The following is a 13,206-nucleotide window of genomic DNA, read 5'->3' as shown; positions in this document are numbered from 1 at the left end:
TCATCCTCACTTGGAGCGGCTAAGTAATTCACCTGCACTTATCTGGTGCTGCTTCAATTTGAAGTATGCATGTAGACAGGTTTGTTCTTCCAGCCAGTCGGAACCCCTTTTGGCTGGTTTCACATAAATATGATGTGTCTGGCCACGCTTAAATTGAAAAAACACGTGAAGCAGTCTTGTACTGGGGGAAACGATAACCGGCCGGATTTTCGATTTTTCAGGAGTTTCCGTTAAGTAACGTTTTAACAGAAACCGCAAAAAGATATAATAACGCTGTTTCCATTCTAATCTATTTTCCCATAAGATAAAACCTGTCAGCATGACTGCGCTCAATGTGAATGGGAAAAACAGAATGAACGAGACAGCCGCGAACAAAGAGAAGGCAATCGAACTGACGATTGTCATGGTGTGGGCTAGTTTAAACGGAAAAAAATAGGATAAAAACAAAAATACCATTTTGCCCCCGTCCAGTGGCCAAATCGGCAGCAAATTAAATAACAAGATGGTCGTGTTGTACAGTAAGCCAATTTCGATGATGGAAGCAGGTACTACGGAAATTTCTTTAAAAGAAAACAGCATTGCGTATATCCATAGGTGTTGCAACGGGCCGGCGACAACAATCCAGGCTTCCTCCCTGATGGGCCTGCTGCTATGTTCTTCTGTTTCCATCACCCCGCCAAAGACCCAGAGATTGATCTTTCTTATCCGCCAGCCATACCATTTCGCTGTAAAGTAATGGCCAAGCTCATGAACGACAACAATAAAAAATATAATCAGAAATTCTGCAAGTGTACCAGTCAGGACGGCTGTAAGTGCGAATAACCATAGTATCGGGTGAATATGCAGTTGCGGAACCATGTTATGGCTGCTCGTCAACTTGCATCACCTGAACCGGATCGAGATACTGGTTGTTTTTTTGTATTGCAAAGTAAATGTCTTGTTTCTCTCCTTCTACAGGATCAAACTGCCCAATCACATGATTATCCCCAATAAATTGATATTGATACACATCGATATCGGTCAAATATCCATAGATGCTTTTGCTCCGGTCTGCATGCTGGACAATGACTGTTTTTCCAGTATCCGATTTATTGCCCGCGAAGATCACCGTGCCGTCTTCTACAGCGACTACTTCAGATTTTTCACTGGCAGCTATCCGGATCGCTTCCCCATTTGATTGAAATGACTGGCTTACTGTCCCGTTCACTGGTAGAACAGCTGGAAGCTCCTCCGTTTCTTCCTGGTTCGGCACCATTGCCAACGGGCTGCCGAATTTATTTTGATACCATGCATTCACGGAAGCAAACGGAAATTCTTCAGAAAAAGCTTGGGTTGTCCATTGTTTTGGACGGTCAACCCAGTCAGCATCCAACTGATGGATCATGGAGACGCCAAAAAACAGGACACCAGCCAGTATCCCTTTCAATATTAAGGTGGCAGCGAAACTTTCTTTGCGTGAACGTGGGCTTGTCCCCTGACTCGAATTAAAAGGCAGATAACCATGTTTTTCTTCCTCTTGAGGGAAAGGAGCCACTACTTGTTTATCCGGAACCGTATGGCTCAATGGATGTTCTTTTTTTCTTTTGGCAATGTTTTTTCGAATTTGCCTGACATCTTTTTTCATTTGCTTCACTTTCCTTTGCGGGATTTGTACAAGTCTATGAAGCAACGAAAACAGATATACCTGTCCGAATCCTCTAATACCTTCTAGCTTCATCTTTTCATCTGTTTATTCCGCTCCTATGCTGCGGAGCTATTTTTTATGTTCCAGCGAGAATGTGTACAATAAGTTCCATAAAGATCAATTAACCCTCATTTCAGAAATTCTCTTTCAGAGTAGGAAGGGTAACATCCACAGAATCCTGCGGGAACAGGATGAACATGAAAAAACAGGAGGAAATGTTTTTTGCATAAAAATTACTCACCGCACGCAGAAAACGAAGTGTGCACCGGCCAGTCAGTTAGCAAACAATTTTCAAGGAGAGCATGCATGTTTCTCTCGCTGTAACGGCATTAATAACAAAAAAATCTCTCAACTGTTGATGACAGGTTGAGAGATTGGTAGCAAACATATCAGAATCAGGAACGCATCCCCAAGAATTTTTTCATTTTGGCAAACATGCCTTTTTCTTCTTCCAGAGACAAAAGTGGTACCGTCTCGCCAAGAATCCGCCGGGCTATATTCCGATAGGCCAGTGATGCTTTTGTATTTGGGTGAAAAGCAACAGGTTCGCCGTGATTGGATGCTTTGATCACTTCATCATCATCTGCGACAATGCCCAGCAGTTCAACGGACAGGATTTGTACTATTTCATCCACATCAAGCATATCGCCATTTTTAACCATATGATTACGAATACGATTTACGATCAAATGAGGCGGTTCCACATTTTCCTCTTTTTCCAACAAACCGATGATACGGTCTGCATCCCGCACGCTTGACTTTTCTGGTGTGGTGACGACAATCGCCTTATCTGCACCAGCAACCGCATTTTTATAACCCTGTTCAATGCCGGCAGGACAATCTATTAAAATATAATCATATTCCTGTTTTAATTCCGCGACAATCGCTTCCATCCCTTCAGGAGTAAGATCAGATTTATCACTCGTCTGGGCAGCAGGAAGCAGATACAAACAATCAAATCGTTTATCTTTTATCAGCGCCTGTTTTAATTTACAGCGCTTCTGGATAACATCGACGATATCATAAATAATCCGGTTTTCAAGCCCCATAACAACGTCTAAATTACGAAGCCCGATATCCGTATCGATCAGACAAACTTTTTTCTCCATTAATGCGAGAGCGGTACCTATGTTGGCCGTTGTGGTGGTTTTACCCACACCGCCCTTACCAGAAGTAATTACGATTGCTTCACCCATGTATCATTCTCCTTTCAAACCCGTTTATGTCCGGACGTTTACGTGCCAGAATCTGAAGACGGTCTATGATGATTTTTTCTTTCTCGTGGTCGATGATTCCGCATTCCATGTAAACGCCTTCTGTTTCATAGTCCGGGGAACGACTGATGTAATCAGCTATCCGCAGTTGGGTTGGCTTCATGTAAGCAGCGGCAATCACCGCCTCACGATTATTCGGCACTCCCGCATGGGCGACTCCCCGTAAGTTACCCATCACGAAGATGTTTCCACTGGCCATAATCTTTCCGCCAGGATTAACATCCCCGATCAACAACACGTCCCCCTGGACCTCGATTACCTGACCTGAACGGACTACTTTGTTAATCACCTTGACTTCACTGTCCTCCAGCCATTCCAGTGCCTGCTTTTTCGGAATGACATTTGATTCGATCGATTGAACGACCAATTTATTTTTACTGCGGATCAACTCACGCAGTTGTTCTTCTTGATTTTCATGTAAATAACGATTCCCCAGCTGGATGGTCACGGTGATCATCGGCTCATCTTCTGCCACATGATTAGTGGACAGAGTTACTTCGAGTTCGGTAAGCATTTCATTGAATGAGCATGAATCATCAATATACAGGGTTAGACCATCCCGGGTTCCTTTTATCGTTATTAATTGCTTGCTGCCTGCCACGATCATTCACCTCAAACCTTTTTAATTAATCTTTTCTTGGACTAATAACATCCTCTTGAATCTTACAACTTTCCAGAAGTGTTGAAACGTTCCGTTGACCACTTGACCAACTTCGGTTTAGTCAATGGATAAATAAGGAGTAAAAACAACACGTTGGCCAAAAGAGTCGGGATCAGACGGATGTAAAAGTAATCCTGCCAAGGCAGCTCGGTCAACCCGATAAAGGAGTACACAATGTAAATGCCAGTATCTGCAAGAGCAACTGCAAGGGCGGAAAGTACCAATGCCACCAGAAAATTGGTGTGAAGCAGCTTCTTCAGCCCGTGAATTCCATAGACGACTAATGGATAGATAAACATGTAAACGCCTAAAACGCTGGTATAAACGATATCAATCATCAAACCGAAGACGATGGCATATAACACCGATACATATGTATTTTCCAAGTCGTAAAAAATACTGATTAACACTAAGTATAACAACACCCAGTGAGCTGCGATCATCCAGCGGCCGGTTACCAGGCTGTTCGGGAGGAAATCAACGGCGACACCCTCCAACACCAACAGGAGTAAAAGAAAAAAAGGAAGATAGAATTTTGCCATTATTCCTCCTCCTCCTGCTGATTTCCATCTGCTGCATTAACGACGATCACATGATCCATGTTATCTACATCGGCTGCAGGAGTCACATAAGCCATTTGGGTAAGACCGTATTTATCCGGGGTAACTTCCTCCACTATCCCTATCTCTAGACCGCGGATAAACACCCCTCCCATACCGGAAGAAACGACTAAGGCACCTTCTTCAACTTCCGATTCATAGGAATTTAGCTTTAACATCAATGCTTCTTTTTCTTCATCATATCCAATGACAAATCCTGACTCGTCCTCTTTGTCCTCCTGTGAGACCGTTACAGAAATCCGGTTGGATCCGTCAAAGCCTCTAAGCAATTGGACAGTGGAAGAAAACTCGGCTGCAGATTGGATTTTGCCGACCATCCCTTGCCCTGTAATGACTGCCATATTTTTTTTGACGCCATCCTGTTTTCCCTTGTTGATGGTGACTTCCTTGAAAAAAGGTTCCGGACTTTGGCTCCTTACAGAAGCCTGAATCGGTTCATAATCGGAAATAGACTCGGTCTTGTCCAGTATTTGCCGCAGTTCTTCGTTATCCTGTTTTAGTTCCTGTATCTCATAGAGCAGCGACTTATGATCAGCCAAGCGCTCCTTCAATAGTTGATTTTCTTCATATGTGTGTTTGATTTCATCAATATTGGAAAAAATACTGCTGGTGAACTCTGCCGGCCGGTGGACCACTCCCTGCAGCCATCCGACCGTATCCTTCAAGAATTCCTCGCCAACTGTCAGGTTGCTCCGATCGCTCAAAGAGAATCCGATTAAGCCAACCAGCACAATAAAACCAATTAGAATGATAAACAAACGAGTTCTTCTAAAAAAAGACATCAATTAACACCTACTTATTTCATCGAAGATCGACTGGATACGTTAGGCTGGGAGGTAAAGTGATGGATGTATTCCAACGCCTTGCCTGTACCAATAGCTACACTGTCCAAAGGCTCTTCCGCAACAAATACTGGCATTTTTGTTTCCTCGCTGATGACATCATCCAGCCCTTTAAGCAGCGCGCCGCCGCCTGATAGGACAATTCCTCGGTCCATGATGTCTGCTGCGAGTTCAGGAGGCGTTTTTTCCAACGTATTTTTAACTGCTTCCACGATAGAAGATACAGTGTCTTGCAAAGATGAAGAAATTTCGTCAGATGTTATGGTGATCGTTTTTGGCAGGCCTGTCAACAAATCCCTGCCACGGATATCCATCTCCTCAACTTCAGAAGGACGACCTGCCGATCCAATATCCATTTTAATGGACTCCGCTGACCGTTCGCCGATCATCAGGTTGTATTGCTTGCGAATATATTGAATGATTGCATCATCCATATCATCGCCTGCTGTTCTGATAGATTGACTTGTCACAATACCGCCAAGTGAGATGATAGCGACTTCCGTAGTGCCTCCGCCGATGTCAACAATCATGCTTCCAGTGGGTTCCCAGACAGGCAGACCAGCGCCAATTGCAGCTGCAAACGGTTCTGCAATTGGAAATGCATCTTTCGCTCCTGCCTGTTTTGTAGCATCGATAACTGCCCTTTCCTCAACCATCGTGATACCAGAAGGTACACAAACCATGACATTCGGCTTGCGAGCAAAGGCCGAGCGGGTCTTTTGCGCTTTTTTAATGTAGTATTTCATCATGACAGCGGTCGTATCATAATCGGCAATGACACCGTCCTTCATTGGGCGAATCACGGAAATATTTCCTGGCGTACGCCCGATCATGTTTCGTGCCGAGCTGCCCACTGCCTCTATTTCTCCTGTTGCTGTGTTTTTAGCTACAACCGACGGCTCTCGTACAACAACACCCTTTCCTTTGACGAATACCAGGGTGTTCGCCGTTCCCAAATCTATACCCAAGTCTTGTGATAAACTGAATCTTCCCAAAAAAATCTCCCTTTCCAACACATCTCATAATCATGTCATTACATTCTTTTGTATATTTTACTATATCGATTACCGACATAACTTGCAATTAATCCCATTGCAGTTCGTTTGACGGATTTTCTGTTTAAGCGGACAAACTGTCATCCATATCCCGCGCACAAAGCTGCATGAGAAGAAGCGCCAAACCCTGGAAATAATCCTGAGCATGGCGCTGACTGTATCATCCGCCTATATAATTATACGAAAAAAATTTAAAAATAGATAGTGTTACAGATATCCTTTTTCTTTCAATGAGACAAATTTACGATCGCCGATTACTAAATGGTCTAAAAGTTCGATACCGATCATCTTGCCACACTCGGACAATCGTTTGGTAACATGGATATCTTCCTGGGAAGGCGAGGGATCTCCGGAAGGGTGGTTATGTGCACAAATGATGTCTATCATTATGCTAACAAAACTGGATTGGTATCAAGACCAAAAATTGTTGTAGATTGTGCTTCAGGTTATTCATGTAATTAAAGTTGTTAAATATTGATAGATAATCCAACCTAATATTAGGTTGGATATGATATCCTAATAATAACTATGAAGCTATATGAAGAGTATTAATGGAGGATATTTAAATGATATTACTCAGAATTTTATTAGGATTAATCATTGTATCTTTATCTGTATACAGCTTAATAGCCAGTAAAGCTAACTTAATTGGCTATTTAATAATTATGTTAGTAGCATTGATGATAGTGACTGTAATAGATCGCCGACGTAGACAAAAGTAAGTATAAAAAACTATTCACATAGAAAAGCCCTACCACAAGGTAAGCTTTTTTCTTTACTTTATAGGCACATCATAAACACCAGTATATTGTATATAAAACTAATAATTAATTAAAAGATAGAGAAGTTATTACAAATTATCACCGAGAAAACATAATCCAAAGGTCTAGTTGAAAAAGTAATAAATTAAAAGACCCTCTTTTTAGGGTCTTTTAATAGGTTAAAATTCAGATCATGAAAAAATAAAATATTATCTTAAGATTAACTCTCAGTTTTCTAATATGAAAGAAAACCATTAACCATAATACTGAACCCAGAGCGTCTGATTTAAAACTGTATAGCTAGTTGCATGTTTTGTATAAAATTCTGCTCTTTGATTCGCTCCGTCAAAAGCTGCGTCTTTCATTACACCATAAAGATTTTACCCAGCTACAGGATCATCAGGGTTGGGTTCAGGGTCCGCTTAAAATATAGTGTTACAGATATCCTTTTTCTTTCAATGAGACAAATTTACGATCGCCGATTACTAAATGGTCTAAAAGTTCGATACCGATCATCTTGCCACACTCGGATAATCGTTTGGTAACATGGATATCTTCCTGGGAAGGCGAGGGATCTCCGGATGGGTGGTTATGTGCACAAATAATAGAAGCAGCAGAGCGTTTTACCGCTTCGCGAAACACTTCTCTTGGATGGACGATTGATGCGTTCAAGCTGCCTATGAAGATCGTCTGTCTGTGGAGGATTTGATTTTTGGTGTTTAAAAATAAACAAACAAAATGTTCTTGATTGAGGTTTCTCATTTCTTCCATGATGTAATCTGCTCCGTCTTCTGGACTGCGAATGACATAGCGTTCTTCCTGACGAAAACGATGGAGACGTTTACCGAATTCGATGGCAGCCAGAATCAACACTCCCTTTGCTGTACCAATTCCCTTGATTGCCGTCAATTCTTCGATCGTGGCGTCCTTTAGTAAATGTAGCCCCTCGAAATGCATAAATACACGTTGGGAAAGCGTGGTGACCGATTCATCCTTTGTACCGGTACCAAGCAATATGGCAAGCAGGTCCTGGTTCGATAACGTTGCCGGACCTTTTTCCATCAGTCGTTCCCTTGGCCTGTCCTGCTTGGGAACATGTTTTAACGTAACATCCGCTTGCACCATAGCATCTATCAGCCCCTTTTCGTTAAACCTCAATTACCCGGATGAAAATGGGACAATTCCGAAGTGCTCAAGCTCGCGGACCACCTTTGACAGTGGAAGGCCGACCACATTAAAATAATCGCCATGAATTTTTTGAACTAATAAAGCTCCCTTCCCTTGGATACCATATGCACCAGCCTTGTCAAAAGGTTCACCTGTATCAATATAGGCTGCCAGTTGTTCATCAGTCATTTCCCAAAAAGTGACCTTGGTTGCAACAGAAAAAACGGTTGATTTGCCCTGTGAACGAATGGAGACGCCTGTATGTACTTGGTGTGTCTCTCCATTCAATTCAGAAAGCATGGCAAATGCATCTTCCCTGCTTTCTGGTTTGGTGAGAATCCGTTCATGCTGGCTGACTACCGTGTCAGCACTAAGCACTACTTCCCCTTTTGCAGGGGGCAGCTTTTCTCCTTTCATTACGGCTAATTTTTTCACTAGCTGGCAAGCATCACTAGCAGTAACCGACTGTTCATCTACATCGGGGATCTTTGTTAAAAACTGCAATCCAGCCTGTTCCAGTAGTTTTTTTCTGCGCGGTGACCCGGAGGCTAAAATAAGCTGCAATTCTAAGTGTCCTTTCCGTTGGGTATTTGAGTACATTTATTGTAACCGAGAAAATAACATGCATTCAACCGGACAAAAAACGATTTCTGGTTATTTTACTAGTTGCAAATAAGGTTTTTTTCTGTCAATAATCAGGTGTTTGAATGAACGTCACCGTTCTAAACGTTATATATACCTGAAAGATTACAAGTTAACGGCCTTATTCCATAGGGTCAACAGTTCAATCTGCACCTGATTGTGAGACAGATCTTTTGCTTCGTTTGTCAGCTTTTCAGCTTGGTCATGCAGTTGCACCAGCGCTTTCTCAGCATCCTTCGGAAGTAAGCCCAACCAATCTTTCCACTCCTCCCGATTTAACTCCCCACCGGCATTCACACTGTCTTGCCATAATCGAGGAAATTGCTTCAGCCACTCAGCTTCTTCTTCTGTCAGATTGGTTTCGATGGCTGCTGTCTGCCATGGTTTCACATAAGTTTCCAGTTTATTTTCTGTCATCGTTAACGCTGTTTTTTTAGCGGCGGCTTCCGTGTCGGCTAATCCGGCAAAGAGATAATACTGCCCTTCTCGCTCCCATACCATCGTGGGAAAGTCAGCTTCCGTGAAGTTTTTCTGCCATGCCTCCGCTTTATCTTTTGATGAAAACACTCCCCCCTGAACAACGAATGCCTCCATTCCTTTTATGCCCGTTTTATTTGCAGCTGTTTCTTTTCCTGTATCACCTGTATCATCGGAGGCAGGATTTGTGTAGGACGAGGGCATTGTTTCCGGGTCGCTTGCTTCATCAATACCGGCAAACATTCGAAGCATAATAAAACCCAACGCAAGTCCAATTGCCAAAGCTGCAAACGCCGCAAAAAGAAACACTTTATAAATGCGAGGCAGCTTCTTAGCAGGTGTTTCCCTCTGATACCACTCGTTTGTACCGTCTTCTATCGGGCTCTCGAAAAGCGGACTTGCAGAACCATGTAAGTTTTTCTCTAAAGCAGCTGCTTGTTCATTGATGGTCTTCTTGCTTTCTTCCGGGTATTCATGGTGTTTGGTGTTGACATGCTTCCTTTTGTCGTCATTGATTCGTACAGTGATCGGTTTATGTTTGTCCACTCCAATTTCCCCGTTTCTACTAGAATTTCTTTCAACTCTAGCACACGGAATGCAAAAAGTAAGAGGAGAATTGTCTAAGACAACTCTCCTCTTTTCAACAAATGCTCTTCTATTTATTTAATTTCCGTCATTATTTTTAAATGGATTTTGACTCCATTTTTGTCGTTGGCTCATATCCATTGCTTTCATCCAGCAGACCGTCCAGATCAGGGGCATAAAACGCTTGAATATGAACAGTGAAACCAACACTATTCTCGTCCGCAGTCACTTCCAGATGATTGACTTTCAAAAGGCGTTCATCTTTTTCCAACTGTTTGAGAAAATTGTCGACCGCCTCGTATTGTTCCGATTCCCCTTTCAATTCATAGGCGAAGCTGTCAATCTCCACCAAAGCTTTTGAATCTTCCTGTTCACCGGCGTTTTCTTCACTTTCCTGTATTTCGACCATTTCATTAAGAGATACCCCTGTCGATTTAGCTATCTCCTCTAACATTACAAGGATTTGGTCGATTTCTTTATCGATTGGAAGCTTTAATTGCAACGTGCCGGATGCTTCCGGAAGATCCGCAGCATCTGCTCCAGACTCGATCCGTTGCAAAGCCTTGTTCTGTATTTGTATCTCATCCTCCAGCTCTTTCATTTCATCTTTTGCTGGTGCCACAAAATAATGATAACCGAGACCGTAAAAGCCGCCAACGATACATAGCGCAATAAGGATTGTCAATAACAGAGGGAGACGGTGATTATGCGCCATCGCCCATCACCTCCTTGAATCTTTCAGGGTCCACCTGAAATCGAAAACTAGTTTGATAGATTTGACTGTCTTTCGTTTCCTGAGGGTAAACATCAATCAAACTGGATTCCTCAATATATGGCTGGTTTGTCAATGCTTCCGAAAAAGCTGCCGCTCCTGAGAGCGAGTCAGCCGCGATGGTCAGTTTTACGCCTTCCGTTTGATTGTAAGCAAAATTTGACAAATAGCTATTTTTCGGCAAAAGAGACGCTACATCCTCCATTAAATCTCTTGTGGAAAACAACGCTGTCTCTACAGTTTGCACCCGCTTCGCCAACTCACTCCGCTGTCGTTGAAGATTGTGACTGCCAGTTCGATCATTGAGTGTGGTATTGTTTTTTTTCCACTGAACTTGCATATCGTCCACCTGGCTATCAATGAAAGATCGTTGCCAAAAAAGCAACCCGGTACAGGCAAGCAGAATAACAAGCAAAAGGACAGTAATAACAGAAATAAAGCGTTTTTTCTTTGGTTGTACTATAAAATTAATTTCAACCGTCATTGGCAGTTCCCACCTTGATTTCCTATCACTTTTTTATCGATAGACCCAGCACATCAGCAAATTTTCCTGGAACCTGTGTTTTCTCTTCTAATTCATCGACGGTGACTATGGGCATACGATAATTTTCCTTCAGATAAGACTCGACTTTTGACAAAAAAGGAAAGTCGCCGCAAAGCAGCAGTTTGTTGATTTGTTTCTCTCCGTCCATTACGGAATACTGATAAAAATCCAAAAACCTTTCCAGCATTGTCAATTGCTCATCAATCGATTCGGAGATTTCAATTTGACTCCCCTGCCAGGTTATTTCTTCCGCTTCCTCGCTGAATTGCCACGAATCCTGGGGTAGGACTGATTTAATTTGACGAGTGAACACCGGCTTGTTTTCATTGAATGCCGACAATACCGCTGAATCCCTTCCCCACTGTGCCAAAAGCAAATGGTCACCCTCCTCTGCATAGCCAAGTTCGTTATAAAGACGGTACAACGATAACGAGGAAAGATCCGCCACAACCGGGAGAAGACCGGCATGCTTGAATGCATGCAAATATTCGTTTATTCGTTCTTTCGGATAGGCGAACAATAGTATCTTTACTTGTTCCTGTTCTTCTCCTATGACAACAAAGTCGAACACCGGATCAGAAAAAGGCAGCCGGATGCTTTCTTCCAATTCCATGTTAATATAGCTTTTCATCTCTGTTTTTTTCAATTGTTTTGGCACCAAATGCTCCCGGATGGTTACAGAGGCATCAGGTACACAGAAAGACATCGGTTTACTTTTCCATTTCTTATTGGAAACCAGCATATGCAAAGCAGCCGCAAAGCCTTCCGGATCAGAAACTTTTCCGTCCATGATAATGCCGGTGTCCAGCTGTATTTCTCCATAGTCTACAATTCCTGTAATTGTCGGCTGATTTGTGACCATGTATCGAATCGCTTGATCCTTGATTATCAAATTGACTTGCTTTTTGTTTTTCTGAAACATGATCCACCTACTTTAGAAAAAAGATGTTAAGTACCAGTTGAATAGTTTATCACCAAAGAAATAGACCGTAAGGCTTCCGAGTACGATAAATGGTCCGAAGGGAACCGGTTTTTTCCGTTCTATCCGTTTACTAGCAAGTAAAAACAGCGTGATCACTGCTCCGTAAACAGTTGAAATAAAAAATGCCAGCAACACTTTTTTCCAGCCCAGTACGATTCCTAATACGCCAAATAATTTCATATCTCCTGCGCCCATCCCGCCTCGGCTGGCAATGATGATAGCTGCAAGCTGTAAAACCCCTGCAATACCGCCAATGATTGGAGTCCACCATGGATCAAGCGGGCTAATGATTCTTCCTGCTAAAAAAAGCGGCAAAAATAATAACAGTACACGATCAGGTATTTCCATATACCGCAAGTCTGATACCAGGATGATGGCGAGCATCGAAATTAATAGCAAAGCGACCAAAAGTTCCGGTTGAAAGCCAAAATGCCAGAAACAGACCGCAAACAGCAGGCCGGTACCCAATTCAGTCACGGGATATAGTGGTGAAATCCGTCCACGGCAATGCCGGCAGTGACCTTTTTGCAATAGATAGGAAAGGACGGGAATCAATTCAAACCATTGTAAAGAACGACGACAATGTGGGCAATAGGAACGATTCTCTGCGAACAACTGCCGCCTGGGGACCCGCATACCGACAACATTGAAAAACGAGCCTAAAATCAAACCGAGGATGAAAAAATAACAGAGGTAAAAGATTGTCATTATATTCTCCTATAGTTAGAGAGATCCCTTGGCAGGGATCTCAGATTTAACAAAATTAATCTTCCTCAAACTCAAAGCTATGTCCATTTTCCCCAGGATTGCTATTGTAAACAACTTTCCCAGTAGGCAAATCGGTACCATCTTTTTCTTCCAGATAGCCTTTGTCTACCAGATTGGCTACTGTAATTTCCGTATCGAATTCATCGGCAGCATAAGCAATCCGGGCAGCTTCAATAATCATATCAATTTCTGCTTCATCCGCTTTTGTCTCTGTATTACTAATAATCCCGCCGATAGCAGGAACAGCGATGGCTGCGATAATTCCTAAAATAACGATAACTGCAAGCAACTCGACCAATGTAAACCCTTTTTCTTCCTTGCACTTCTTCCAAAATCTTTTAAGCATGAATGATTCCTCCTTGACTATGTATT

The 13,206-nt window shown here is 42.6% G+C and carries 15 protein-coding genes and 1 pseudogene; all 16 read right to left on the bottom strand.

Annotated features, from left to right (window positions below; genetic code table 11):
- Positions 1–6: 6 nt before the first annotated feature.
- Positions 7–876, bottom strand: a complete 870-nt coding sequence (locus BLR82_RS18330) for a M50 family metallopeptidase (RefSeq protein ID WP_083334940.1) — start codon at positions 874–876, stop codon at positions 7–9.
- Positions 860–1,717 (bottom strand): M23 family metallopeptidase, encoded by an 858-nt coding sequence (locus BLR82_RS18325; RefSeq protein ID WP_083334939.1) that lies wholly within the window; start codon positions 1,715–1,717, stop codon positions 860–862. Before BLR82_RS18325 ends, BLR82_RS18330 begins: the two co-directional genes overlap by 17 nt.
- A gap of 362 nt (positions 1,718–2,079) precedes the next feature.
- Positions 2,080–2,880, bottom strand: coding sequence for a septum site-determining protein MinD (gene minD / locus BLR82_RS18320; protein WP_074600889.1), 801 nt, complete (start codon positions 2,878–2,880; stop codon positions 2,080–2,082).
- Positions 2,873–3,559 (bottom strand): septum site-determining protein MinC, encoded by a 687-nt coding sequence (gene minC, locus BLR82_RS18315; RefSeq protein WP_139187007.1) that lies wholly within the window; start codon positions 3,557–3,559, stop codon positions 2,873–2,875. Before minC ends, minD begins: the two co-directional genes overlap by 8 nt.
- A gap of 62 nt (positions 3,560–3,621) precedes the next feature.
- Positions 3,622–4,161: a rod shape-determining protein MreD gene (gene mreD, locus BLR82_RS18310; protein ID WP_083334938.1), complete on the bottom strand. Its 540-nt coding sequence runs from the start codon at positions 4,159–4,161 to the stop codon at positions 3,622–3,624.
- On the bottom strand, positions 4,161–5,021 hold the full coding sequence (gene mreC / locus BLR82_RS18305; RefSeq protein ID WP_074600886.1) for a rod shape-determining protein MreC: 861 nt from the start codon (positions 5,019–5,021) through the stop codon (positions 4,161–4,163). The genes mreD and mreC overlap by 1 nt, the downstream gene beginning before the upstream one ends.
- Before the next feature lie 14 nt (positions 5,022–5,035).
- Positions 5,036–6,076 (bottom strand): rod shape-determining protein, encoded by a 1,041-nt coding sequence (locus tag BLR82_RS18300; protein ID WP_074600885.1) that lies wholly within the window; start codon positions 6,074–6,076, stop codon positions 5,036–5,038.
- Positions 6,077–6,343: 267 nt separating this feature from the next.
- Positions 6,344–6,514: pseudogene (locus tag BLR82_RS18295) on the bottom strand (JAB domain-containing protein); the annotation flags it as partial.
- 818 nt (positions 6,515–7,332) lie between these two features.
- A complete protein-coding gene (gene radC, locus BLR82_RS18290) occupies positions 7,333–8,022 on the bottom strand; it encodes a RadC family protein (protein WP_074600884.1) in 690 nt (229 codons plus the stop codon).
- 33 nt (positions 8,023–8,055) lie between these two features.
- On the bottom strand, positions 8,056–8,628 hold the full coding sequence (locus tag BLR82_RS18285) for a Maf family protein (protein WP_245693888.1): 573 nt from the start codon (positions 8,626–8,628) through the stop codon (positions 8,056–8,058).
- A gap of 183 nt (positions 8,629–8,811) precedes the next feature.
- A complete protein-coding gene (locus BLR82_RS18280) occupies positions 8,812–9,729 on the bottom strand; it encodes a hypothetical protein (protein WP_074600882.1) in 918 nt (305 codons plus the stop codon).
- 136 nt (positions 9,730–9,865) lie between these two features.
- Positions 9,866–10,483 carry a hypothetical protein gene (locus BLR82_RS18275; RefSeq protein ID WP_074600881.1) on the bottom strand — a complete coding sequence of 206 codons (618 nt, stop codon included), beginning with the start codon at positions 10,481–10,483 and terminating at the stop codon, positions 9,866–9,868.
- Positions 10,473–11,024: a hypothetical protein gene (locus BLR82_RS18270; RefSeq protein WP_074600880.1), complete on the bottom strand. Its 552-nt coding sequence runs from the start codon at positions 11,022–11,024 to the stop codon at positions 10,473–10,475. The genes BLR82_RS18275 and BLR82_RS18270 overlap by 11 nt, the downstream gene beginning before the upstream one ends.
- A gap of 25 nt (positions 11,025–11,049) precedes the next feature.
- A complete protein-coding gene (gene pilM, locus BLR82_RS18265; protein ID WP_074600879.1) occupies positions 11,050–12,006 on the bottom strand; it encodes a type IV pilus biogenesis protein PilM in 957 nt (318 codons plus the stop codon).
- 12 nt (positions 12,007–12,018) lie between these two features.
- Positions 12,019–12,774 (bottom strand): prepilin peptidase, encoded by a 756-nt coding sequence (locus tag BLR82_RS18260; RefSeq protein ID WP_074600878.1) that lies wholly within the window; start codon positions 12,772–12,774, stop codon positions 12,019–12,021.
- 55 nt (positions 12,775–12,829) lie between these two features.
- Positions 12,830–13,180 carry a competence type IV pilus major pilin ComGC gene (locus tag BLR82_RS18255; protein ID WP_074600877.1) on the bottom strand — a complete coding sequence of 117 codons (351 nt, stop codon included), beginning with the start codon at positions 13,178–13,180 and terminating at the stop codon, positions 12,830–12,832.
- Positions 13,181–13,206 lie beyond the last annotated feature (26 nt).

Origin of the sequence: Sediminibacillus halophilus, from assembly GCF_900103695.1 — a bacterium.
Taxonomy (GTDB): Bacteria; Bacillota; Bacilli; order Bacillales; family Amphibacillaceae; genus Sediminibacillus; species Sediminibacillus halophilus.
This window is presented reverse-complemented; position numbering and strand designations above follow the sequence as displayed.